Origin of the sequence: Sulfuricaulis sp., assembly GCF_024653915.1 — a bacterium.
GTDB lineage: Bacteria > Pseudomonadota > Gammaproteobacteria > Acidiferrobacterales > Sulfurifustaceae > Sulfuricaulis.
In genome coordinates, this window is record NZ_JANLGY010000017.1 from 24,019 (window position 1) to 46,052 (window position 22,034).

General features: G+C 57.5%; 24 protein-coding genes and 1 pseudogene. 18 read left to right on the forward strand and 7 right to left on the reverse strand.

The genetic code is table 11. The annotated features are described in order from the left end of the window. Positions 1-109: 109 nt before the first annotated feature. Positions 110-586: an SsrA-binding protein SmpB gene (gene smpB / locus NUV55_RS09230; protein ID WP_296672297.1), complete on the reverse strand. Its 477-nt coding sequence runs from the start codon at positions 584-586 to the stop codon at positions 110-112. Between the two features lie 214 nt (positions 587-800). On the opposite strand from smpB, the gene NUV55_RS09235 reads away from it, so the two are divergent. The 3 genes from NUV55_RS09235 to NUV55_RS09245 are packed head-to-tail and all read left to right on the forward strand — an operon-like array spanning position 801 to position 2,979. Beyond that, positions 801-2,219 (forward strand): sodium-dependent transporter, encoded by a 1,419-nt coding sequence (locus tag NUV55_RS09235; RefSeq protein ID WP_296672299.1) that lies wholly within the window; start codon positions 801-803, stop codon positions 2,217-2,219. After that, a complete protein-coding gene (locus tag NUV55_RS09240) occupies positions 2,216-2,656 on the forward strand; it encodes a type II toxin-antitoxin system RatA family toxin (RefSeq protein ID WP_296672301.1) in 441 nt (146 codons plus the stop codon). The genes NUV55_RS09235 and NUV55_RS09240 overlap by 4 nt, the downstream gene beginning before the upstream one ends. After that, on the forward strand, positions 2,653-2,979 hold the full coding sequence (locus NUV55_RS09245; RefSeq protein ID WP_296672303.1) for an RnfH family protein: 327 nt from the start codon (positions 2,653-2,655) through the stop codon (positions 2,977-2,979). Before NUV55_RS09240 ends, NUV55_RS09245 begins: the two co-directional genes overlap by 4 nt. Here NUV55_RS09245 and NUV55_RS09250 read toward each other — a convergent pair. Continuing rightward, positions 2,976-3,311: an outer membrane protein assembly factor BamE gene (locus tag NUV55_RS09250; RefSeq protein ID WP_296672304.1), complete on the reverse strand. Its 336-nt coding sequence runs from the start codon at positions 3,309-3,311 to the stop codon at positions 2,976-2,978. The two genes, NUV55_RS09245 and NUV55_RS09250, sit on opposite strands and share 4 nt — an antisense overlap. Positions 3,312-3,420: 109 nt before the next feature. On the opposite strand from NUV55_RS09250, the gene fur reads away from it, so the two are divergent. Further along, entirely contained in the window at positions 3,421-3,867 is a 447-nt protein-coding gene (gene fur / locus NUV55_RS09255; protein ID WP_296672306.1) for a ferric iron uptake transcriptional regulator, read from the forward strand. Between the two features lie 96 nt (positions 3,868-3,963). Further along, on the forward strand, positions 3,964-4,509 hold the full coding sequence (locus NUV55_RS09260) for a GNAT family N-acetyltransferase (RefSeq protein ID WP_296672308.1): 546 nt from the start codon (positions 3,964-3,966) through the stop codon (positions 4,507-4,509). Positions 4,510-4,605: 96 nt separating this feature from the next. Here NUV55_RS09260 and NUV55_RS09265 read toward each other — a convergent pair whose 3' ends face one another. Genes NUV55_RS09265 through NUV55_RS09275 form a run of 3 tightly spaced genes read right to left on the reverse strand, consistent with a single transcriptional unit; the run spans position 4,606 to position 7,638 of the window. After that, a complete protein-coding gene (locus tag NUV55_RS09265; protein WP_296672310.1) occupies positions 4,606-5,100 on the reverse strand; it encodes an N-acetyltransferase in 495 nt (164 codons plus the stop codon). Continuing rightward, positions 5,087-6,760: a DNA repair protein RecN gene (recN, locus tag NUV55_RS09270; RefSeq protein ID WP_296672311.1), complete on the reverse strand. Its 1,674-nt coding sequence runs from the start codon at positions 6,758-6,760 to the stop codon at positions 5,087-5,089. The genes NUV55_RS09265 and recN overlap by 14 nt, the downstream gene beginning before the upstream one ends. Further along, positions 6,760-7,638 carry an NAD(+) kinase gene (locus NUV55_RS09275; protein ID WP_296672313.1) on the reverse strand — a complete coding sequence of 293 codons (879 nt, stop codon included), beginning with the start codon at positions 7,636-7,638 and terminating at the stop codon, positions 6,760-6,762. The genes recN and NUV55_RS09275 overlap by 1 nt, the downstream gene beginning before the upstream one ends. Positions 7,639-7,958: 320 nt before the next feature. On the opposite strand from NUV55_RS09275, the gene hrcA reads away from it, so the two are divergent. The 12 genes from hrcA (at position 7,959) to NUV55_RS09335 (ending at position 19,913) form a co-directional block, all read left to right on the forward strand. Then, positions 7,959-9,023 carry a heat-inducible transcriptional repressor HrcA gene (hrcA, locus tag NUV55_RS09280; protein ID WP_296672314.1) on the forward strand — a complete coding sequence of 355 codons (1,065 nt, stop codon included), beginning with the start codon at positions 7,959-7,961 and terminating at the stop codon, positions 9,021-9,023. 40 nt (positions 9,024-9,063) lie between these two features. Further along, entirely contained in the window at positions 9,064-9,663 is a 600-nt protein-coding gene (gene grpE, locus NUV55_RS09285) for a nucleotide exchange factor GrpE (RefSeq protein WP_296672316.1), read from the forward strand. Positions 9,664-9,726: 63 nt separating this feature from the next. Further along, positions 9,727-11,676 carry a molecular chaperone DnaK gene (gene dnaK, locus NUV55_RS09290; RefSeq protein WP_296672317.1) on the forward strand — a complete coding sequence of 650 codons (1,950 nt, stop codon included), beginning with the start codon at positions 9,727-9,729 and terminating at the stop codon, positions 11,674-11,676. Between the two features lie 111 nt (positions 11,677-11,787). Next, complete coding sequence (dnaJ, locus tag NUV55_RS09295; protein ID WP_296672319.1) at positions 11,788-12,918, forward strand: molecular chaperone DnaJ; 1,131 nt, start codon at positions 11,788-11,790, stop codon at positions 12,916-12,918. Positions 12,919-13,201: 283 nt separating this feature from the next. Then, positions 13,202-14,008, forward strand: coding sequence for a bacterial transcriptional activator domain-containing protein (locus NUV55_RS09300; RefSeq protein ID WP_296672321.1), 807 nt, complete (start codon positions 13,202-13,204; stop codon positions 14,006-14,008). Positions 14,009-14,145: 137 nt separating this feature from the next. Beyond that, positions 14,146-14,358: a hypothetical protein gene (locus tag NUV55_RS09305; protein ID WP_296672322.1), complete on the forward strand. Its 213-nt coding sequence runs from the start codon at positions 14,146-14,148 to the stop codon at positions 14,356-14,358. Positions 14,359-14,735: 377 nt separating this feature from the next. Continuing rightward, positions 14,736-15,239, forward strand: coding sequence for a VPLPA-CTERM sorting domain-containing protein (locus tag NUV55_RS09310; protein WP_296672324.1), 504 nt, complete (start codon positions 14,736-14,738; stop codon positions 15,237-15,239). Positions 15,240-15,290: 51 nt separating this feature from the next. Beyond that, positions 15,291-16,076: a hypothetical protein gene (locus NUV55_RS09315; RefSeq protein WP_296672327.1), complete on the forward strand. Its 786-nt coding sequence runs from the start codon at positions 15,291-15,293 to the stop codon at positions 16,074-16,076. Between the two features lie 33 nt (positions 16,077-16,109). Further along, a complete protein-coding gene (locus NUV55_RS09320; RefSeq protein ID WP_296672328.1) occupies positions 16,110-16,793 on the forward strand; it encodes a DUF642 domain-containing protein in 684 nt (227 codons plus the stop codon). Between the two features lie 108 nt (positions 16,794-16,901). Further along, positions 16,902-17,831: a VPLPA-CTERM sorting domain-containing protein gene (locus NUV55_RS09325; RefSeq protein ID WP_296672330.1), complete on the forward strand. Its 930-nt coding sequence runs from the start codon at positions 16,902-16,904 to the stop codon at positions 17,829-17,831. A gap of 76 nt (positions 17,832-17,907) precedes the next feature. Further along, the gene (locus tag NUV55_RS09330) at positions 17,908-18,861 is read left to right on the forward strand and encodes a hypothetical protein (protein WP_296672331.1); all 954 of its coding nucleotides are present in this window, start codon (positions 17,908-17,910) and stop codon (positions 18,859-18,861) included. 299 nt (positions 18,862-19,160) lie between these two features. Continuing rightward, positions 19,161-19,913, forward strand: coding sequence for a VPLPA-CTERM sorting domain-containing protein (locus NUV55_RS09335; RefSeq protein WP_296672333.1), 753 nt, complete (start codon positions 19,161-19,163; stop codon positions 19,911-19,913). A gap of 237 nt (positions 19,914-20,150) precedes the next feature. Here NUV55_RS09335 and NUV55_RS13850 read toward each other — a convergent pair. Together NUV55_RS13850 and NUV55_RS09345 are read right to left on the reverse strand one after the other, a co-directional pair. Next, positions 20,151-20,492, reverse strand: a pseudogene (locus NUV55_RS13850) (DUF5615 family PIN-like protein). 7 nt (positions 20,493-20,499) lie between these two features. Further along, positions 20,500-20,727: a DUF433 domain-containing protein gene (locus NUV55_RS09345; RefSeq protein ID WP_296672336.1), complete on the reverse strand. Its 228-nt coding sequence runs from the start codon at positions 20,725-20,727 to the stop codon at positions 20,500-20,502. A gap of 505 nt (positions 20,728-21,232) precedes the next feature. On the opposite strand from NUV55_RS09345, the gene dapB reads away from it, so the two are divergent. After that, positions 21,233-22,030, forward strand: coding sequence for a 4-hydroxy-tetrahydrodipicolinate reductase (gene dapB / locus NUV55_RS09350; RefSeq protein WP_296672337.1), 798 nt, complete (start codon positions 21,233-21,235; stop codon positions 22,028-22,030). Positions 22,031-22,034 lie beyond the last annotated feature (4 nt).

Genomic DNA, 22,034 nt, shown 5'->3' on the forward strand with positions numbered 1-22,034 from the left:
CCACGAATCAGGGTTTTTTTTGCGGCGATCCAGCATGCTGGATGATTTCGCCTTTCAGCAGGCTTCAGGCCGACAAATTATGAACCCACCGGTTTAATGCCGGTGGTATTCACTTGCGGGATTTCAACACCCGCTGCATCTCGCGATCGGTTTCACGTTCCTTGATGGACGCACGCTTGTCGTGCGCCTGCTTGCCCTTGGCGAGGCCGACTTCGAGTTTCGCATTGCCGCGTTTCCAGTAGAGCCGCAGCGGGATGAGCGTATAGCCCTTGCGCTCGGTGGCGCCGATCAGCTTGTTCAGTTCCTCGCGATGCAGCAGCAGTTTGCGGGCACGCACGGGATTTGCCTTGATGTGAGTAGAAGTAGACGTTAGCGGCGAGAAATGGGCGCCGACCAGGAAGGCCTCGCTGTTATCAATGACCACGTAGCCTTCCTTCAGCTGCGCGCGCCCGGCGCGCAGGCTTTTGACCTCCCAACCCTGCAAGGCCAGCCCGGCTTCGTATTTTTCCTCGATGAAATAGTCATGCCAGGCCTTGCGGTTCTGGGCAATGGCGGGATCACGGGAAGCTTCTTTCTTTTTGTTCATGGGGCCGTGAAAACGTGATGATAGCCATGATTGTCGCGTGAAATTATCGGAAACACATTCCGATTCGATGCAGGCGTTGGCCTATGCTGTATATAAGGAATGAGGATCATGGCAAATCACGTGAGGCAGTATGTAGGTGGACGCTGCCCACCGAGTATGCCACATTCTGGCCCGTCCGAGAGGAACAGGGTTCCGCCCTGGTGACCGAAGCACGATGATCGCAACGCACAAACATCCCGCACGCCGCAATCCTCTGCGTTCCGGCAGAAAAACCATCTACGAGCGCTGGTCCTCGCCGGGGATTTTTGTGCTGGCCGCGGGCGGGGCGGCCATCGGCTTCAATAACTTCTGGCAGTTCCCCCACCTGGCCGCTCAATACGGTGGCGGCGCATTTTTGATTGTTTATCTGTTGAGCGTGCTGTTAATTGGGCTGCCATTGCTGATGGCGGAGTTCGCCCTGGGGCGCAGCGGGCGCGCTTCGCCGATCGGTGTTTTCCGCTTCATGACCCAACGTTCGCGCGCGAATCCCTTGTGGAAGCTGGTGGGATGGATGGGTGTCATCAGCGTGTTTTTGATTCTCTCGTACCTCAGCGTTATTGCCGGCTGGGTGATTGCGTACATGCTGCGTGCCGCGTTCGGCATTTTTGTCGGTCTCACCGCGGACGGCATGAATGCCCAGTTCGCGCAGATGGTAAAAGACCCCGAGAAGCAACTTTTTTGGCACACGCTGTTCATCACCATGACCATGCTGGTGGCCGGTCATGGTGTGCGCCGTGGCCTGGAGGCGGTGGCGCGCTATGCCGTGCCGCTGTTGCTGGGGATGTTGCTGGCCTTGACGGCTTATGTCGCCACCACGGACGCCTTTGCCCAGGCCGTCACGGTGTTTTTTCTGCCGGATTTCAGCAAGCTTACCGGCATGGGCGTGCTCGCCGCCATGAGTCACGCCTTTTTCAGCCTGGGTCTGGGTGCGGGCGCCATGTTGATGTACGGCACGTATCTCAGTGCCGAGGCGCGCATCCCGCGACTTTCATTCTATGTGGTGGGCGTGGACACGCTCACCAGCATTGCCATCAGCCTGGTGGTGTTCTCGATATTGTTAGCCGGCAATGTCGAACTGACTTCCGGACCGAGTCTGGTGTTCCAGGCATTGCCTCTGGCGTTCGATCACATCCCTTACGGCCGGGTGTTGATCGTTGTATTTTTTGCGCTGCTGGTGCTCGCTGCCTTGACCTCGGCAATTGCGTTGGCCGAACCGGTCATGGTCTGGCTGAGCGAGCAATTCGGTATGAGCCTGCGTCGATCGGCGATTCTTACCGGCATCAGCGCCTGGATTCTGGGAGTCATCACGATTCTGTCTTTTCACGACTGGGCGTTTTCCTTCAAACTGTTCGGGGTTGTCAAAAACCTCGGATTTTTTGACGTCATGCAGGTATTGACGGCGCATGTGCTGTTGCCGGTCTCCGGCATTCTCATCGCGCTGTATACCGGTTGGGCGCTGAAGCCAGACATCATGCGCGAGGCGCTGCATCTGCGTGCGGCCTGGGTTTACTCCACGTGGTTGTGGCTGGTGCGGCTGGTGATTCCGGTTTTGTTGCTGATCGTCCTGTTCAATCTCCCCGAGTTGTTTGCGTGACCGCGATTCACCGTTCGGCCATCGTTCCCTACAGCGCTCACCAGATGTTTGACCTGGTGTCGGATATTCCGTCCTATCCGAAATTCCTGCCGTGGTGCGGTGGGGCGCGCATCGTCACGGCGCAGGGAGATGAGGTGATCGCCGCCATTGATATTGCTTATAGCGGCGTGCACAAGACATTCTCCACGCGCAATCTGTTGCAGCACGGCAAGATGATGGAAATCCGTTTGCTGGAAGGGCCATTCAGCCATCTGCAGGGCTTCTGGCAATTCAAGTCACTGGACGAGCAGTCCAGCAAGATATCCCTCGATCTGGACTTCGAAGTGGCAAACAAAATCGTGAGCCTGGCGCTCACGCCGGTGTTTTCCAATATTGCGAACCAATTGGTGGACCGGTTTCACCAGCGCGCCGTTGAGTTGTACGGACACAAGGCATGAAACAGGGAGATAACTGGCGCGTCGAGGTGGCCTATGCCACACCACTGCGTCAGGAGGTGGTCGAGTTACCGGTCGATCCCGGGACCACCATCGAACAGGCCATTCGTGCATCCGGCATGCTCGAACGCTTCCCCGAGATCGATTTGTCACAGCACCGCGTGGGAATTTTCGGTGAACTTGCCGATCTGCATGACCCGGTTCACGACGACGATCGTATCGAGATATATCGGCCGCTGCTGGCCGATCCGAAGGAAGTCAGAAGGAAACGCGCTAAAGCGGCTGGCGGGCGCAAAAAAACTAATGCTGTCAGGAAGCGGGACTAGCTTTGGGGTGACTGGGTTTCGCTTTTGCCCGGTTTATCGTTCTGTACCGACACCAGTGTATCGTTCTTGAAAATTACCGTCAGTCGCTGCGACTCGCCGGTGTTTTTATTGCTGGGCCGGAGATAATAGTAATAATCCCAGCGGTCGAGATGGAAGGCGTCGGTGATCAGCGGCGTTCCCAGCACGAAGCGGACCTGGCTGCGCGTCATGCCGGGCTTGAGTTTGTCGATCATTTCCTGCGTGACGACGTTGCCCTGCTGAACCTCGACCTTGTAAACCGAACAGCTGGACACAAGCAGGGCAAGGCAGGCTGACAGGAGCAAATAACGCATAGTTTTGGAAATCGGTAGCAGGCTGAATTAGACTGTAGAGATAATAACCCGAAGGCTTTTCCGGGTATACCCTGTACGCTTACTTTCGAAGGTTGGGTAAACACCACGCATGAGAAACGTTAATGCAGGCGGAACCGATCTCAAGAAGGCCGGACTCAAGGCGACATTGCCGCGCCTGAAGATCCTCGGTATTTTGGAGGCGGCCGGGCATCCGCACATGACCGCGGAGGAGGTATACAAGGAACTCTTGGGCATGGGCGAGGAAGTGGGGCTGGCGACGGTGTATCGCGTGCTGACCCAGTTCGAGGCCGCGGGATTGGTGATCCGGCACAATTTTGAGGGCGGGCGTTCTGTTTTTGAAATCAACCAGGGCAGTCACCATGACCACATGGTGTGCCTCGAGTGCGGCAAGGTGTTCGAGTTTTTCGACACCGCCATCGAGGAGCGCCAGCGCAAGATCGCCGGGAAGGCTGGATTTCATATCGACGATCATTCGTTGTATCTTTACGGTGTTTGCGAGGGCATGAAAAAGCACGGGAAGTGTTCGAAGAAATAATTTCCGGATCTCGATCAAACGATGAATAGTCCCCGCCAGAAATCAACGGCGCCATCCTCTGCCAAAGGTCCCGGTACCGTCGCTCCATCGCACGGCTTGGAAAAAATACGCATCCGGGAAATCAGCTGGATGGACTGGAGAAAGCTAGCGGCGTTGTTCCAGGGAATCTTTCCGGAACTTACGACCAAGGAGATTTCGCACTACATACGCCATTACGAAGATACGATTGCCGTGGCCGAAGCCAGCGAGGGAATTGTTGGCTTCTATCAGTTTACTCCCAGGATCGGCGAGAGAACGGCCTGGTTAAATTATCTTGGCGTGCTTCCATCGCATCATCATGGCGGAGTCGGGTCTCAGTTGCTTCGCGATTTTGAAATGCGGGCGGCGCAGATGGGATTCCGTCAGGCAGAATTCGACGTTTTACAGCAGAACCAGAGGGCCATCCGGTTTTACGAGAAGCACGGTTATGCCCGTTCGCATCCGGTGGATAACAAGTTTCGTTACCGAAAGACGCTGACTGTAAATGTCCATGCTGCCGGCGATCCCCAGCCGGCACGAACAAGACCTTATCTGGCACGGGTAGGTCGGCGCGTTTTGTATCTGATGCTGGTCGGCCTGTCGCTATTGTTTGCCAATCATTAAACGATGTGACTCGCTACTACGACATGCGTGTTTGGTCTGTCGGCGGTTTGCAGGGCCAGCGCAATCTGGCTGTGAATCCTTGTTCTCTTCCTCGGGTTACTTCAGTTCCAGCAATACCGCGGTTTCATCGCAGTTATTGTATTTGTAGCATTTGACGCATATGCCCCAGACCTTTTCCGGCAGCGTGTCCATGGCCACGGTATTGAATCCTAGTTTGTGAAAAAATGGTGCAACGTAGGTCAGCGCCATCAGGCGCTTCAAGCCGATAACACGCGCTTCTTCGATGATGCGCTGCACCAGCATTTTCCCGAATCCCTGTCCTTTCCATGCATCGTCCACCACCAGGCTTCTGACCTCGCCGAGGCTTTCGGTGAATATTTCGAGTGCGCCGCAGCCGCCGACCTGGCCATTCACCTCGACCACGAAAAAATCGCGCAAATGGCGGTATAGCTCATTCATGGTGCGCGGCAGGAGATTGCCTTGCGCGGCATAAATTTCGAGCAGGTGATGAATATAGGGCACGTCGCCGATCGCGGCCGGGCGAATCGTCGACACGGCGCTCAGGGTGGGGTTGAGGTCAGGCTGAGGCACGGGTGAGCATGTCCTTCGCGTGAGCCAGGGTCTGTTTGCTGATTTCCACGCCGCCAAGCATACGCGCGATTTCCATCGTGCGCTCGCGCTCGACCAGCGGCACGGCCTCGGCTACCGTGACTTTGCCTTCGGTCAGTTTGCGCACCTGCACATGTTGCGTGCCCTGGGCGGCGACTTGGGCCAGATGGGTGATGCACAGTACCTGACGCGACTCGCCGAGGGCACGCAGTTTCCGGCCCACCACTTCGGCCACACTCCCGCCGATGCCGACGTCGACTTCGTCGAATATCAGTGTGGGGATGCGCCCCGTGCCCGCGAGCACCACTTGCAGCGCCAGGCTGATGCGTGAGAGTTCGCCACCTGATGCCACTTTGACCAGCGGCCGCGCCGGCTGGCCCGGATTGGCGCTGACCTGAAATTCCACACGCTCCAGACCGTAGGCGCCGGCTTCGTCTTCCGCCAGTGCTGTCAGGGTGATTTCGAAACTTCCCCCGGGCATGCCGAGTTCCTGCATTTCGCCGGTGACCACCTTGGCGAGTTTTTTCCCCGCGGTTTGGCGCGCGCGCGAAATATCTTTCGCTGTTTTGAAATAGACCATACGTGCTTTTTCGAGATCCTGCCCCAGCCGTTCCAGGCTGGTGTCGAGGTTTTCGATTTCACTCAGCTCAGCGCGTAAGCGTGTGTGTACCGAGGGCAGTTGCTCTGGTTTTACTTTATGTTTGCGCGCGAGATCATGCACGGTGGACAGTCGCCGTTCGACGACTTGCATTCGTGCGGGGTCGAGCTCGAGGCTGTCGAGGTAATGGTTCAGGCGCCCACCCGCCTCGTCGACCTGGATTACCGCCTCATTGAGCAGGGTGGCGATCCCGCCAAGCTTAGCGTCGTACTTGACGAGCGATTCCAGCCGGGTGACGGCGCGCGCCAGCTGTTGCGATAAGGCGGCTTCCTCGTCTTCCTGTATGGCCTGCGCCAGGGATTGCACACCCTCGATGAGTTCGGCGCCATTGGCCAGACGCGCATGTTCTTCTTCAAGGACGGGAACCTCTTCCGCCGTCAGTCCCAGGGCGTCCAATTCACGCACCTGATAACTCAGCAGTTCGACACGCGCATCACGATCCGCCGTTTGTTGTTTCAGGGTCGTCAAGCGTTCGCGCAATGATTCCATCTCCCGGAACTGACCGGCGAGGGCGCGCACGGTGTCTTCCAGCCCGGCGTAGTCATCGAGGATCTGGCGCTGGGCATCGCGTCGCAGCAGAGACTGGTGCTCGTGCTGGCCATGGATATCCACGAGATGCTCGCCCAGCTCGCGCAACATTTGTATTGGCACCGGACGGCCGTTGATGAATCCGCGTGAGGGTTTGTCGGCCTCGATCAGGCGCCGCAGCACACATTCCCGGTCGCCGAACAGGTCGTTTTCTTTGAGCCACTTCGCGGCATCGTGCGTGGGTTTCAGTGCGAAACTGGCCGAGACTTCGGCGCGCGCGCAACCGTGGCGGATCACCTCGCTGTCGGCGCGTTCGCCCAGGACCAGCGCCAGGGCATCGATGAGAATGGATTTACCCGCGCCGGTCTCGCCGGTCAGCACCGTGAAGCCCGATTCATACGTAAGACTCAACTCGCGCACGATGGCAAAATCGCGGACGTAAAGCTGCGTCAGCATCAGAGTTTCCGCCCCCAATGCAGTTTGATGCGCATCACTTCAAAGTGGCTGCGGCCCGAGGGGTGTATCAGCTCGACCTCGTTTTCGGCGCGACGCACGTACACGCGGTCGCCGTCCTCGAGCGTAAAGGTCGATTGACCGTCGAAAGTGGCGTGTGCATGTTGATCGCCGATGCGCGAGACCAGAATTTCCGCAATGCTGTCACTGGAAACCACAATCGGACGGTTCGACAGCGTGTGCGGGCAAATGGGCACGATGGCGATGGCGTCTAGCGTGGGATGCAGGATCGGCCCGCCGGACGAAAGTGCATAAGCCGTAGAACCGGTCGGGCTCGCAACGATGATGCCGTCGCCACGGATGCTGTGAACGAATTCGCCATCAAGATAGGTCTCGAATTCGATCATGCGCGCGAGTTCGCCTTTGCTTACTATTACGTCGTTGAACGCGCTGGCGCTGTGTACGATACGTCCCTTGCGCATGACTTCCGCGTGCAACAACAGCCGCTTTTCGGTCTGATAATCGCCGTCGAGAATTTTTCCAATCTCGGTGGTCATGTGCTCGGCCTGGATGTCGGCAAGGAAACCGAGACGGCCGAGATTGACCCCGATGATGGGGACATGGTGCGGGGCCAGTTCGCGCGCCACGTTGAGCAGGGTTCCATCGCCGCCGACGACAACAGCGAGGTTGATTTCGCTCCCGATAGTGGTGCGTGGCCGCGACGGTGACTTGGACCCCTTAAAATGCTCGGCCGTGGCTTGGTCCAGCAGAATCTTGAGTTTGCGTCCCAGCAGAAATTCTTCGAGCCGGCGCAAATGCTCGATCACGGTCTGGTCTTGGTACTTGCCAAACAGGCCGACGGTTTTGATTTTTTTGTCCATGCGTCATTCTTCCGAGGTTGAATCATAAACCTAACACGCACCCAACTCCGGACCAATGCGCCTTTTATTTGGCTGTCGCGACAAGTGACGTCTCGGCAGGTGGGCGTGCCTTATCGCCAAGGGCGCCAGCCATAAACAAAAGCTCAGACGGGAATGGCTGGATTAAGCAAATGGACCGGATTGATATCGAACGCTTTGCGATTCTGTGTACCTCGAAAAATCCTTTCCAATCTTGATATTGCCAATGACCCTGTGGGGCTATGGGCTTGGCACTCAACCTTTGAGAGTGCTAAAGTCGGCAACATTATAGAGGTTTGCCCATGACTCTCGACGCGCGCGCCGAAATATTGCTCAAGACCCTGATTGAACGGTACATCGCCGAGGGCCAACCTGTGGGTTCGCGCACCCTGGCGCGCCAGGCCGGACTGGATTTGTCATCGGCCACCGTGCGCAATGTCATGGCCGATCTCGAGGATATGGGTCTGGTGAGTTCCCCGCATACCTCGGCCGGGCGTGTGCCGACGGAACGCGGTTATCGCGTGTTTGTGGATACCCTGCTGAAGGTCAAACCCCTGAACCTGAACGAGCTGCACAAACTCGAGTATGAACTCCACGCGGACCACGACCCGCAGCATCTAATCGAGAACGCATCACACATGTTGTCCGAGGTCTGCAAGCTCGCGGGCATCGTCATGATGCCGCGGCGTGAGCAGCAGCTGGCCTTCCGCCACATCGATTTCGTGAGTCTTTCAGGGCAGCGAGTGTTGGTGATTCTGGTGACGCAGGACGGCCATGTGCTTAACCGGATCATCCAGGCGGATCGTGAATATTCCCCCGCTGAACTGGTACAGTCCGCCAATTATTTCAACGAAACCTATTCCGGTGTTTCCATGGGCGACGTGAAGCGCGCTCTGCTCAAGGAAATACAGCAAGTCAGCGATGACATGCAGCGGAGCATGCAAATGGCGGTGAACATGGCGCGCGAAGCCCTGAGCGGCGAGGAAGAGCCCGAAGAGCTGGTAGTCAGCGGTGAATCCAATCTCATGGACTTTCCCGAGCTGGGAGACGCGCGCAAGCTGCGTAAATTGTTCGACGCCTTCAACGCCAAGCGCGATCTCTTGCATCTGCTGGATCAAAGCATGCGTGCCGGGGGCGTGAAAATATTCATCGGTCAGGAATCGGGGTACGAGGTGCTGGCCGATTGCAGCGTGGTCACGGCGCCCTACAGCGCGGATGGTCGTGTAGTCGGGACGCTGGGGGTGATCGGCCCCACGCGCATGGCCTATGAGCAGGTGATTTCGATCGTCGATTTCACTGCACGGCTTTTGGGCAGCGCCCTGAGCAGCAACGAGCGCGCTGGCCGGCTTGATTCCTCCAGTCGTTAGCCCCATTTACCATGAGTCTATTCAGCGTGGAGGTATTGTAATGAGTCAGTATAAGGAGGGCCCGGCGGCGGAGGAGAACGCCGCGCCGGCACCACAAGCGGATACGCCGCACGACCTCGAACCGGGTACGGAGATTCAGCAGTTGCAGGCAGAGCTGGAAAAGTTTCGCGCCGAGTCAGGAGAAAATCTGGACCGGTTTTTGCGCGCCAAGGCCGAAGTCGAGAATGTACGTAAACGTGGAGAGGTGGACGTCTCCACGGCGCGCAAATATGCCATCGAGCGCTTCGCCGCGGAAATCGTTGCGGTCCGGGACAGTCTGGAGTTGGCCCGTATGGTGGAGCTGCCGAAGGACACGAACCCGGCCGTGCAGAAGATGCACGAGGGTCTGGATCTGACACTGAAACTGCTGGACAGCACTTTTGAGAAATTCGGCCTGACCGTGGTCGACCCCCAGGGGCAGAAATTCAACCCGGAGCACCACCAGGCCATCAGCATGGTCGATTCCGCGGAAGTTCTGCCGAATCACGTCGTAACCGTGGTTCAGAAGGGATTCCTGCTGAATGACCGGTTGCTGCGCCCGGCCATGGTCGTGGTGGCTCGCGGTGCGACCAACCCGAAAGACCCCGCCGCACAGGCTTGAAAAGAGCCACACCCAACCCCATTTTGGATTCTGAATAACTGTAATCTTTCTGAGGCAATAACAATGGCGAAAATTATCGGTATTGACCTGGGCACAACCAACTCCTGCGTGGCCATCATGGAGGGGGATAAGGTGCGCGTGATCGAAAACAGCGAAGGCGACCGCACGACACCCTCGGTGGTGGCCTACACGGACGACAGCGAAGTGCTTGTCGGCCAGGTGGCCAAGCGCCAGGCGATCACCAACCCCGCGAATACGCTCTACGCCATCAAGCGCTTGATTGGACGCAAGTACGAAGACGAGGTGGTGCAGCGCGACATCAAGATGGTGCCGTACAAGATTGTGAAGGCAAAGAACGGTGACGCCTGGGTGGAGGCTAAAGGCAAGGCGATGGCGTCGCAGGAAATTTCCGCGCGCGTGCTGCAGAAGATGAAAAAGACCGCCGAGGATTATCTGGGTGAGGAGGTCAAGGAAGCGGTGATTACCGTACCGGCCTATTTCAACGATTCCCAGCGCCAGGCGACCAAGGATGCCGGGCGCATCGCCGGTCTCGAGGTCAAGCGCATCATCAACGAGCCGACCGCCGCGGCGCTTGCCTATGGCATGGACAAGAAGCCCGGTGATTCCAAGCTCGCCGTGTACGATCTGGGCGGTGGCACGTTCGACATTTCCATCATCGAAATTGCCGAAGTAGACAAGGAGCATCAGTTCGAGGTGTTGTCCACCAACGGCGATACTTTCCTCGGCGGCGAAGATTTCGACAAGCGCATCATTGATTACCTCGCTGACGAATTCAAAAAGGACAACGGCGTTGATCTTCACAGGGATCCATTGGCTTTGCAGCGCCTGAAAGACGCTGCCGAGAAGGCCAAGATCGAGCTGTCCTCGAGCCAGCAGACCGAAGTCAACCTGCCGTACATCACGGCGGATGCCAGCGGCCCGAAGCACCTCAACATCAAGATCACGCGCTCCAAGCTCGAAGCACTGGTCGAGGACCTGATCCAGAAAACCATCGAGCCGTGCAAGATCGCATTGAAGGATGCCGGCCTCAAGGCCTCCGATATCGACGACATCATCCTGGTTGGCGGTCAGACCCGCATGCCGAAGGTTCAACAGCTGGTGAAGGATTTCTTCGGCAAGGAACCGCGCAAGGACGTAAACCCGGACGAAGCGGTGGCCGTGGGCGCGGCGATTCAGGGCGGTGTACTGGGCGGTCAGGTGAAGGATGTGCTGCTGCTCGACGTGACCCCGCTTTCACTGGGTATCGAGACGCTGGGCGGCGTGATGACCAAGCTGATCCAGAAAAACACCACGATTCCGACCAAGGCCTCGCAGGTGTTTTCTACAGCCGATGACAGCCAGACGGCGGTAACAGTGCATGTCCTGCAAGGCGAGCGTGAAATGGCCGCTGGCAACAAGTCACTGGGGCGGTTTGACCTCTCGGACATTCCGCAGGCGCCGCGCGGTGTGCCGCAGATTGAAGTCGGATTCGACATCGACGCGAATGGCATTCTGCACGTCTCGGCGAAAGACAAGGCCACCAACAAGGAAAACAAGATCATTATCAAGGCCGGCTCGGGTCTGTCCGAGGAAGAGATCCAGAAAATGGTCAAGGATGCCGAGGCCCATGCCGAGGAAGACCATAAGGCGCGCGAGTTGGCCGAGGTGCGCAACCATGCTGACAGCCTGACCCACAGCGTGCGCAAGTCCATGAAGGAAATGGGCGACAAGCTGGCCGCCGAGGAAAAGGAGAAGATTGAGGCGGCCATCAAGAATCTGGAAGAGGCCTCGCGCACGGACGACAAGGACGACATAAAGAGCAAAACCGATGCCCTGTTGGAAGCTTCGCACAAGATGGCGGAGCAGATGTATGCCCAGGCCAATGCCACGGCGGGTGCCGAAACGGCGGATGCATCGACCAACGCCGGCAAGAACGAAGACGATGGCAAGGCCACGGAAAATGTTGTCGATGCCGAATTCGAGGAAGTAAAGGACAACAAGGACAAAAAGTAAATTCGATTTGTCCTGGTAACAAGGGCACAGTGGCCGGTCAGCTTGGTTGGATTGATCACTGTGCTTTTTGCTGTTTGATATGAATGCATATAACCAGAACAGGTAGCAGGCATGGCGAAACAGGATTTCTACGAGGTGCTCGGTGTTGCGCGCAACGCCTCGGAGGCGGATATCAAGAAAGCCTACCGGCGTCTGGCGATGAAGCATCATCCGGACCGCAATCCGGGTGATAAGACCACCGAGGCCAAGTTCAAGGACGCCAAGGAGGCCTATGAAATTCTCTCCGATGCCCAGAAGCGCGCGTCCTACGACCAGTTCGGACACGCCGGCGTGGATCCCTCGGCCGCTGCCGGCGCAGCCGGCGGTTTTTATTCCGCCGGGGGCGGGAACTTTGCCGATATTTTTGGCGACGTGTTCGGGGATATTTTCGGCGGTGGCCGCGCGCGCGGCGCGCAGGTCTTCCGCGGCGCGAATCTCCGCTACAGTCTTGAACTCTCACTTGAAGACGCGGTACGTGGAACGGAAGTACGTATCCGCGTTCCAGCGATGGAAAAGTGCGATGCCTGCAAGGGGAGTGGCGCCAAATCCGGCACGTCGTCCACGGTCTGTCGCACCTGTGCCGGCCACGGCCAGGTCCGCATGCAACAGGGTTTCTTTTCCGTTCAGCAGACCTGCCCAAAATGTCACGGCGCCGGAAAAACCATCACCGATCCCTGTCCGACCTGTCACGGCGCTGGCCGGGTACAACATACCAAAACATTGTCGGTGAAAGTGCCCGCCGGCGTGGATGAGGGTGATCAGATTCGTCTGGCGGGAGAAGGCGAGGCCGGCGAAAATGGCGGCCCCGCGGGCGATCTGTTCGTGCAAATCCGACTCAAGCCGCATTCCCTGTTCAAGCGCGAGCAGGACGATCTCTTTTGTGAAATGCCCGTGAGTTTCTCTACAACGGTTTTGGGGGGCGATCTCGAGGTGCCAACTCTGGATGGTCGCGCCGCCATCAAAATTCCTCCCGGCACCCAGAGCGAAAAACTCTTCCGACTCCGTGGCAAAGGTGTGCGCAACGTGCGTAGCGGGCACACAGGCGATCTTTATTGCCGCATCAGTGTAGAAACGCCGGTAAATTTGACTGCGAAACAGAAGGAACTGTTGCAGGAATTCGAAAAATCGGTGCGGGAGGGTGGTACCCGCCACAGTCCCCGCGAAGCCTCCTGGGTCGATAAGCTGAAGGGTCTGTTCGGCTAGACTTGCTGGCGGGCCTGCGAGTGACTCGCTGTAGTCTTGCCTCGCCGGTAAATTTAATGCCTCTGCCTGGGCAGGACAGTACTTCCAAGAACATAAATATCATGGGGTTAGTGCGTACAGTTCACGCGCATGATTCGGTGTACGCGTTAAAGCCCGTTAAATTATTTTGTCACCACGTGAAATCGAGGCGATTTACTGCCAAAATACACGCAGGGATAAAGATAAATTGATGGCCAGCAGGGACAGCTGCCGAATGTAGAGAGTGGCGTGCTGACGTTTCAATATGTTTGACCTGCAACATTTGCCGACCGTCGCACTCGCGCCGGATGAACTTAGAAGCTATCCGCTTCAGATATATACCCTTGGACGTTTTTCCGTCTCACGGGGTATAGAGCCCATCCGTTTTGCCAGAAAGGCACAACACCGACCGTTGGAACTGCTCAAGGTGCTTGTCGCTCTGGGTGGTCGCGAAGTGGCGACCGATCAGTTGGCCATGGCGATGTGGCCAGAATCCGAAGGCGACGTGGCCTATAACGCTTTTGAAATCACCCTGCATCGTTTGCGCAAGCTGATTGGCATCGAGAAGGCGCTGGTGCTTTCGAACGGTCTGCTTACCCTCAATAACCAATTCTGTTGGGTGGATGTCTGGACATTCGAGCAGGTGATGGGCAGCGCTGAAGCCTTGTTGAATTCCGCGCAGCTGGACCCGGTTAAGCTTGCGAGCCTGTCTTCCAGGGTACTGACGCTTTATCACGGCCAGTTTCTCGGCCGTGAAACGCCCGAGCCATGGTCCATCTCATTGCGTGAGCGTTTGCGCAGCAAATTTCTGCGACACTTGGTCGATGTTGCGCGACACTGGGAAAAAATCGGTGAGCACGAAACTGCTATTCAGTATTACCAGAAAGGACTTGAGGCCGACGACCTCGCCGAACTCTTCTATCAACGCCTGATGGTTTGTTATCAGCAGCTCGGGCGTCGCAGTGAGGCATTGGCCGTTTACCGCCGTTGCCGTGCAACCTTGTCGCTTATTCTTTCCATCTCTCCTTCTCCTGCCACTGAAGCGATCCACCGTCGTTTGATTCAGGCCTGATAGCCTGAATTTCCAACCCGCGCCAACGGCGCGGGAGTGGTTCTGCGCGCGTGGTTTTTCCCCAATCGGTAAGTTATCTGTATGTCGTGCACACGCAATCTGTCGGCCAGAAGTTAAAAATTAAATTGGAGGAGCTGATGGATAGCTACATCGTTCGTCTTTACCGACGGGATACTGAGAACCCCGAAAACCTGGTTGGTTTGGTGGAGACAGTTGGAGAAGAAGCGAAACGCTCATTTCACACCGTGAATGAACTGGTGGCGATTCTTTCTGAATCTCATCCCCACGAAATAAAAATCAGCCAACCTGTGCTCAAGGTGGTTCAGTCGGGAAATAAAAATCCTCGCTGATAACCGGGAACAGGCGAAACACATTTTTTTCCGGCGCTCAACGGATGGCGCCGCAGGCAGTAGCAAACCAGGGAGCATCACCCGAAAGAAATAAAAGGCGCGAGGCGTGGCCTCGCCAATAACTTACAGTAATTCAGGAGGAGTGTATGGATCGTTATCGTTGTATAAAAAAAGCAAGGCGCTACCTGCGGTATGGAATTTCTGCCTGCATGTTGTTGCTTGCCTCGGCGGCCGCGCATGCGAGTATCGTTTTATCGGGGGGCGGTGTCGTTCCGCCGGGATCATTCTCGTCGTGCGATTATCCATTTCTAACAAGACCCGCCAGTCTTTCTTTTTGCCTTAATCAATCAAATGCCTTGCCGGATGGTACGAACTACTTGCAGGTTACGCTCACTGAGAATGGTTCTGGCGTGGATTTTCTGGTGAAAACGCTCAATCCGCTCAACAGCATCGCCGGCGATCACTTCGGTATCCAGAAATTCGGATTTAACTTCACCGGCGACAGTTCATACGAGATTACCGGCCTGCCGGATTACTGGAGGGCCAAGGAAGACAAGCACATGAGCGAGTTCGGCATGTTCGACATCCGCCTGCAGGGCAAGGGCAAGGCGCGTACCGACGAGCTGAGCTTTACTGTCACGGGCGCGGGTCTCGGCGACTTTGATTCATTCTTCGCGGCGCACGTGGCGGGCTTCGAGTGGTGTCCCGATGACGGCGACAAGAAGAACAAGTGGTGTAGCGGCAAGGGTTGCGTGAGCAGCGCTTATTTCGGCGGCGGCACGCCCGTGGTGGTGCCCATCCCCGCCGCCGCGTGGCTGTTCGGGTCCGGTTTGGCCGGCTTGTTCGGTCTGGCATCGCGTCGAAAACTGAAAACGACATAACTATTTCCATGGAGATAGGGGGGCATAATGATGAAAAAGCCAAAATCAACCATGCAAGTATTTCGATATGCGCTTCATGCTTTGCTTGCATTCGTCTGCTGGTTTTCCATGTCGGCGAGCGCGGCAACGGTCTACTCGTTGAATGACTTTCAGACCGCCGTGGGCGCCGGCTGGTCAAGCACTGATAACACCATCGTCATCACCCAGGCACCGAATGACGATTTTGAGAGAAAGTTCTTGGGCGAGTTCAGTAACGGCACGGTGAGCCTCTCGCTCACGGATCTGCCGGAACACGCCACCACGACGGTATCTTTCAGTCTGTATCTCATCCGTTCATGGGACGGCAATGACACCACCGTGGTCGACGGTGATCCGCTTGGGCCGGACTCCTGGAGTCTGGGTGTGGCAGGTGGGCCGACCCTGCTCAACACCACCTTCAGCAATGGAAACTCGGTAGCCGGGCAGCGTTACGACGGTGCGTTTTCTACGTACACGTATACCCCATGGACTCCCTGCAATGCCTACGCGGACTACTCAGGTCCAGGGAACGGGCCGATGACAGGCGCCAATGAGTGTTACTCGCTCGGTTATGATTTCGACGATCCCAATCTCGGCCTTCAATCGATGGATTCGGTCTACAACCTCAGCTTCACGTTCGCGCACAGCGCCGATAACCTGGCCCTTAATTTTTCAGCCGCTGGTTTGCAGGGCCTTTCCGATGAGAGCTGGGGTTTGGATAACGTGCACGTCGAGGTTGCCGCCGTGCCCGTCCCCGCCGCCGTGTGGCTGTTCGGTTCGGGGTTGTTGGGGTTGTTTGGATTAATGCGGCGGAGGTAATTCGCTGCGTTTTTACGTTATGGAGGATTTGATATGAAACGCTACTGGCAAAATATTCAAAGAAGAATGGCTTTTCAGTTTGCTATGGCCATCCTGCTGGGTGTCACGGCAATCACGAGTGCCCGAGCTGCAAGCTATGTTATGAACGGCGGTTTCGAAGATCCGGTCGTGACCAGCGCGCAGGAGTTTCGCAGCGGAGGAACGTCGTTTGGCGGCTGGAGCGTCGGCGGAGGTTCCATCGATCATACTGCCAGTTTCTGGCAGGCAGCTGAGGCCAATCAATCTGTCGACCTGAACGGCGCCAGCGCCGGTTCCGTGTTTCAGGATTTGTTCACCGTTACTGGCGCCAACTACATGCTCAGTTTCGCCATGGCCGGCAACCCTTTCGGCGTGGATGCCAAACGCATGCAGGTGAACTGGGGTGGCGCCGAGATTGCTGATCTGATTTTCGATCAGACTGGGACGTCGGCGACCGAGATGAACTGGATTTACCACAGCTTTCTGGTCAGCGCCTTGAGCGATATTACTCGCTTGGAATTTGTGAGCCTGACGGGAGCGATGGACGGCGCTGCGGGCCTCGATACCTTCTACGGCCCTGCGCTTGATGATGTCGTGGTTACTGCTGTCCCCATCCCCGCCGCCCTGTGGCTGTTCGGTTCGGGGCTGCTGGGCCTGATCGGTGTGGCGCGGAGCAAGGCAACGGGTAGGGCGCAATGAGCGCAGCGTATTGCGCCGAATGTTTTCTTGCGCAGACGACGCCCCGGGGAACCACGCGAGAAGAGTTTTGGGGAAAATAACTTAACACCACTGAGGAGGAAACAATTCATGAAAAAGGGCACATCAGTTCAAAAACGTTTTGTTGCACTTACACTCCAGGCTTTCATTGCCTGTGGCACGCTCACGCTGTCGCACGGAGCGCAGGCGGCGGATCCGACATGGGGCGCCCGTGCGGGCATCAGCCTTTCCACCTGTGGTGGCGAAGTGGCTGAGTCCCATAATATAGGCTTATTGGGATCCCCGGGCATCGATGTCGAGCTTACCGCTTCCCAGTATTCCTGCGGCGGCATGTATGGCTATGCGGGCGATCTGCCTTACGCTTATGCACGTTCCAAGGCGTCGTTGTCGGAAGGCACCATGGGGATCTATGCCGAAGTCAGCGGCCTCGGTCAGCTGCTGACTTATTCCGGCAGCATCGTCACCGCGCCGGTAGCGCTGGCCAACGTGAGCTCCAACCTGCAGGATGTCCTGTCGTTCACAGTCTCTGCCCATACGCCTGGCAGAATCACGTTCACGTCTACAGTGACTGGTTCCTACACTGAAAATGTCGGCTCGGTGCAATTTTCCATGGGCGGCGACATGACCTGTACCTCGGATTCGTGCTGGGGCAATCTTTCCGGCAATTGGGGGGCCGATCTGTGGGGGATCGACAACGGAGGCGGTGGAACGACGACCTATACACGATGGATCGACGTTGCCGACAATGCACTACCGATTACCTTCGACTTCGAACTCGGCGCCAGCTTGAGCGGCTCCGCTAAACCCTTCGTCGGGGTATTTGGATATCCCAATGTCGCCTCCGGCACGATTGATTACCTGCACACGGCCGCGTTCGGTTACACCCTGCCGGAAGGCGTGACGTTCACCTCGGCGTCGGGTCAGTTCATGAGCCCGGTTCCCGTTCCCGCCGCCGTGTGGCTGTTCGGCTCGGGGCTGCTGGGGCTGATCGGCGTGGCGCGGCGCAGGGTGAAATCATAACCAAAGCAGGCCCCGATCATAGCGCGATCGCAGGCACAACAAATTCAACAAGAGTTGTCAGCAGAGGAATATAACAATGAGAACACCATTTCGAATCCTGACGTTGGTTGCAACTCTGAACGTTGCGGGCGTGTCCAATGCTGCCTCCACGCAAGTTTTGTATGAGATGGCGGTCTATGGAGTCAATAGCACTCCCCTCAGCAGCTCCAACACGACAACATCCTTCACGGCTCAACCCATTGCGACGGGTAATCAAAACATCGGCGCATCGGGTAATGGCAGCGGCAATAGCAACGCTTATGCCTCCGCCACGCCCGGGATTCTGAAAGCGAGCATTTCCTCAAGCGCGGATAACGTGGCTGCGACATTCAGCAACAGAGCCAGCACGGCGGATTCTCGCGCCTTGGCGAACTTCATAGACGAGATCACGATCAATCCTTTAAATACCGGGCTGATCGGCAATACCGTCACGGTTTCCGGCAATTTGCTGCTCAGCGGCATCATGTTGGCCGGCGCGGTAGACAATAATGTCGGCATCCAGGATTCCTATGGCCAGGTGTTTATTAACGTTTCCGGCACGGGGGTACCCACGAACTGGGGCTGTACCTCTTTTACTTACACCGGCTGCGTTCGCAATGGTTTGTATGGCGGTGTCGCCGTGAATCAGCAAAACCTGCCGCCTTCGGTCATTCCCTTTTCATTCAGTGCCGTCCTCGGTACCAGCACGAGCATTCAATACACGCTCGAGCTGCAAGGAAGGTCTAACGCCTTCGCGCGTGGTTGCGATGATGTCACGCTGCCCTGCGGCGCGCTTTCCGTTGCCAGTATGTCGGCGGATTTCGGGCACAGCCTGCTCTGGGGAGGCATAACAATAGCCGACAGCTTGAGCAACCCCATCGACTTCACAGTCACCTCGACATCCCAATTCGACTATAAACAGGCGGCCGTTGTTCCTGTTCCCGCCGCCGCGTGGTTGTTCGGCTCGGGGTTGGTTGGGCTGATCGGCGTTGCACGGCGTAAATCCAGGTAGGTTGGGGTGAGCGCAGCGAACCCCAACGAATCCATGACCCCCGAATCGTTGGGGTTCGCTGCGCTCACCGCCAACCTGCGATTGATCGTGGCGCGGCGCAGGGCAGGGCGCGGTACGTAGGGTGGGTGGAGGCGTATTACGCCGGAACCCATCGAATCATGATGGGTTACGCTGCGCTTCACCCATCCTACAAGTTACGGCCGAGGCGTTCCGCGCGGCACAAGGCAGGCGCGCGCAGTGTGACAACAACAAATTGATCTGTGATTTACCAAGCATAATAACCAAGAGGAGGAAGCAACATGAACAAGCAACTTAAAGTACTGGCACTCATCGCGGCGCTCGGGTTTTCGGGCGCGGCCAATGCGGCGCCCGTGAGCGGCCAGGGTACCTGGGAGACCACGCTGCAAGGGCGTGATCTCGATGGCAACCTGTCCACCTTCGAGGCGTACTACGACACCGCCCTCAACATCACTTGGTTGGCGAATACCAACTACGCGGGTACCACGATGACTTGGGCCAACGCCAACACTTGGGCATCGGGTCTGAACATCAACGGCTACACCGGCTGGCGGCTGCCGACGGTCAGTCCCGTCGATGGCACCACGGCGGATGATGCCACTATTGCCTACAACGGTACCGAAGACCGTGGCTACAACGTCAGCGCCCCTGGCACGCTGTACGCGGGCAGCACGGCCAGTGAGATGGCCCATATGTTTTACAACACCTTGGGTGACAAGGGCTACTGCACCCCGACCAGTGTCTATCCCAGTTGTACAAACCAAAGCGGCTGGGGCCCGACCAACACCGGACCGTTTTCCAACGTCCAGAGCTCTTGGTCGGCCACGGAGTACGCGCCGAGTACCAGCAGCGCGTGGTTCTTCAATATCAGCTCCGGCTACCAGAACCTCTACAATAAGCCCAATAGCCTTTCTGCCTGGGCCGTTCACTCGGGCGATGTCGGCGCGTCAGCGGTGCCCGTCCCCGCCGCCGTGTGGCTGTTCGGCTCGGGGCTGCTGGGCCTGATCGGGGTCGCGCGGCGCAAGAAAGCGTAAAGCATTTTTCGTAGTCCATTTGTTGGGGTTCGCTGCGCTCACCGCCAACCTACGAGACCGGTGGCATAGCATGCGTAGGATGGGTGGAGCAAAGCAAAACCCATCGATTCCAGAGAAATGATGGGTTACGGCGCAAACACCTTCACCCATCCTACGCGCTACTGAGGCTCGCTTGTCCGGAATGACGAGTTTTGGTGTTTCCGTGAGCTTCTTTAACAATCTTGTCAAATCAGGCGATCACCACGGATCGCTGATCTCGACCAGGCGCTCTCCCGACTTGAGCAGCGCTAGGCCTGGGGTAAGGCTCGGACAAGGAGCTGGCGAAGATGCGCGTTGCTGGTATTGCCGCAGGTCAACCAGATCACTTGTGGTGGGGGACCGAAACGCTCAAGCAAGTGCACGAAATCGCTGTCCTTGGTGAGCACGGTGGCCTTCGCTTTTCTGGCGGCCTCGAATATCTCTTGGTCCGCGCGCGTCGCGCATCCCCAACTCGCGCACCGCCGCGGCCGGGATGTCGAAGGTTTGCGTGACCCAGGAAGCGAGCGCCGGTGAAAGTTGAGCGTCGATCCAGAGAGTCACGCCGGGATCAGGCAGCGATCAGGGGGTGATCGATCCGCCGCACGGCGAACTGCAGGCAGGCCTTGAGGTCTTCGGGTTCGAGATCGGGCAACTCCTTGAGGATCTCCTCAGCGGCAAGGCCGGCCGCATACAAGTCCAGCACATCGGAGACGCGGATGCGCATGCCGCGTACGCAGGGGCGGCCCCCGCATTGCGCTGGGTTGACCGTGATGCGATCCAATAGATTAGCCGTCATCTTCCGATCTCCATTTCTTGCTAACTTAAAGAATAACACAACTCAAGAGCTACAACACGCCGGCCGCCTGGCAATGAAAACGCGAAAAACGGGCCGTAGCCCGTAGGTGGGATGAATGAAATGAACCCCAACGAATCCATGACGCCCGAATCGTTGGGCTTGTGAAGTCCGTCCCTGGACTTCACCCTGCGGGCCAGCCTTCGGCTGTCCAAAATCGCTCCCGGCGATTTTGTCGCTGCGCTCACCGCCAACCTACGATTGATCGGCGCGGCGCAGGGCAAGACGTAGGGCGCAATAGCGCAGCGTATTGCGCCGGATGTTTCCTTGTGCAGACGGCGCGCATTCGGGTTCGCGCGGAGAAAGAAGAAGTAGATATTTATTGAAACAAGCCGGGCAGGCGTTTTATCTGCCCGGGTTTCAACCTTCCCGGCCCCTCGATCGGATGGCATCCCCCGGTCAAATCATCTATTCTCTGCGGCAACAAGATGCCAGGCCGGGAAACAAAATGACCAATATTGCCGTCACCGGCGCCGCCGGGCGCATGGGGCGAACTCTTATAGAGGCCTGTGCCCGGGCCGAAGGCCTGCGCCTGAGTGCTGCGCTGGAACGGCCCGGTGGCGCGGCTGTCGGCAAGGATGCGGGCGAGTTGGCCGGGTTGGGCAAGCTCGGTGTAATTGTCCGCGCCGGCCTCGACGGCGCCGATTTTGACGTGCTGGTGGACTTCACCAGTTCGGAGGCTACGCTCACCAATCTCGATTTCTGCCGCCAGCACAAAAAGAAAATGGTCATTGGCACCACCGGTCTCGATGATGCCGGCAAGGGTCGTATCGTGACTGCCGCCAAGGATATCGCGATTGTTTTCGCGCCTAACATGAGCGTGGGCGTGAATCTTTGTTTTAAACTGCTCGAAACCGCCGCGCGCGTGCTGGGCGATGACGTGGACGTGGAAATCACCGAAGCACATCACCGCCACAAGGCCGACGCGCCGTCGGGCACGGCGCTGCGCATGGGCGAAGTCGTCGCGAAAGTCTTGCACCGCGACCTCAAGGAGCATGGCGTGTACGGCCGCCACGGCATCAGCGGCGAACGCGCGCGCAAGACCATAGGTTTTTCCAGCATTCGTGCCGGCGATATCGTCGGCGATCACACGGTTTTGTTTGCCGGCGGTGGGGAGCGCGTGGAGATCACGCACCGGGCCGAATCACGCATGCCCTTTGCCGCTGGCGCGCTGCGTGCCGCGCGCTGGCTCGCGGACAAGAAGCACGGCCTTTACGATATGCAGGACGTGCTGGGATTACGCTGATCGA

What these genes read in the sequence shown, in the direction of transcription:
- smpB (WP_296672297.1), bottom strand. Translation starts at nt 586, where the DNA reads ATGAACAAAAAGAAAGAAGCTTCCCGTGATCCCGCCATTGCCCAGAAC.
- NUV55_RS09235 (WP_296672299.1), top strand. Translation starts at nt 801, where the DNA reads ATGATCGCAACGCACAAACATCCCGCACGCCGCAATCCTCTGCGTTCC.
- NUV55_RS09245 (WP_296672303.1), top strand. Translation starts at nt 2,653, where the DNA reads ATGAAACAGGGAGATAACTGGCGCGTCGAGGTGGCCTATGCCACACCA.
- NUV55_RS09250 (WP_296672304.1), bottom strand. Translation starts at nt 3,311, where the DNA reads ATGCGTTATTTGCTCCTGTCAGCCTGCCTTGCCCTGCTTGTGTCCAGC.
- fur (WP_296672306.1), top strand. Translation starts at nt 3,421, where the DNA reads ATGAGAAACGTTAATGCAGGCGGAACCGATCTCAAGAAGGCCGGACTC.
- recN (WP_296672311.1), bottom strand. Translation starts at nt 6,760, where the DNA reads ATGCTGACGCAGCTTTACGTCCGCGATTTTGCCATCGTGCGCGAGTTG.
- NUV55_RS09275 (WP_296672313.1), bottom strand. Translation starts at nt 7,638, where the DNA reads ATGGACAAAAAAATCAAAACCGTCGGCCTGTTTGGCAAGTACCAAGAC.
- hrcA (WP_296672314.1), top strand. Translation starts at nt 7,959, where the DNA reads ATGACTCTCGACGCGCGCGCCGAAATATTGCTCAAGACCCTGATTGAA.
- grpE (WP_296672316.1), top strand. Translation starts at nt 9,064, where the DNA reads ATGAGTCAGTATAAGGAGGGCCCGGCGGCGGAGGAGAACGCCGCGCCG.
- dnaK (WP_296672317.1), top strand. Translation starts at nt 9,727, where the DNA reads ATGGCGAAAATTATCGGTATTGACCTGGGCACAACCAACTCCTGCGTG.
- dnaJ (WP_296672319.1), top strand. Translation starts at nt 11,788, where the DNA reads ATGGCGAAACAGGATTTCTACGAGGTGCTCGGTGTTGCGCGCAACGCC.
- NUV55_RS09300 (WP_296672321.1), top strand. Translation starts at nt 13,202, where the DNA reads ATGTTTGACCTGCAACATTTGCCGACCGTCGCACTCGCGCCGGATGAA.
- NUV55_RS09305 (WP_296672322.1), top strand. Translation starts at nt 14,146, where the DNA reads ATGGATAGCTACATCGTTCGTCTTTACCGACGGGATACTGAGAACCCC.
- NUV55_RS09315 (WP_296672327.1), top strand. Translation starts at nt 15,291, where the DNA reads ATGCAAGTATTTCGATATGCGCTTCATGCTTTGCTTGCATTCGTCTGC.
- NUV55_RS09320 (WP_296672328.1), top strand. Translation starts at nt 16,110, where the DNA reads ATGAAACGCTACTGGCAAAATATTCAAAGAAGAATGGCTTTTCAGTTT.
- NUV55_RS09325 (WP_296672330.1), top strand. Translation starts at nt 16,902, where the DNA reads ATGAAAAAGGGCACATCAGTTCAAAAACGTTTTGTTGCACTTACACTC.
- NUV55_RS09330 (WP_296672331.1), top strand. Translation starts at nt 17,908, where the DNA reads ATGAGAACACCATTTCGAATCCTGACGTTGGTTGCAACTCTGAACGTT.
- NUV55_RS09335 (WP_296672333.1), top strand. Translation starts at nt 19,161, where the DNA reads ATGAACAAGCAACTTAAAGTACTGGCACTCATCGCGGCGCTCGGGTTT.
- NUV55_RS09345 (WP_296672336.1), bottom strand. Translation starts at nt 20,727, where the DNA reads ATGACGGCTAATCTATTGGATCGCATCACGGTCAACCCAGCGCAATGC.
- dapB (WP_296672337.1), top strand. Translation starts at nt 21,233, where the DNA reads ATGACCAATATTGCCGTCACCGGCGCCGCCGGGCGCATGGGGCGAACT.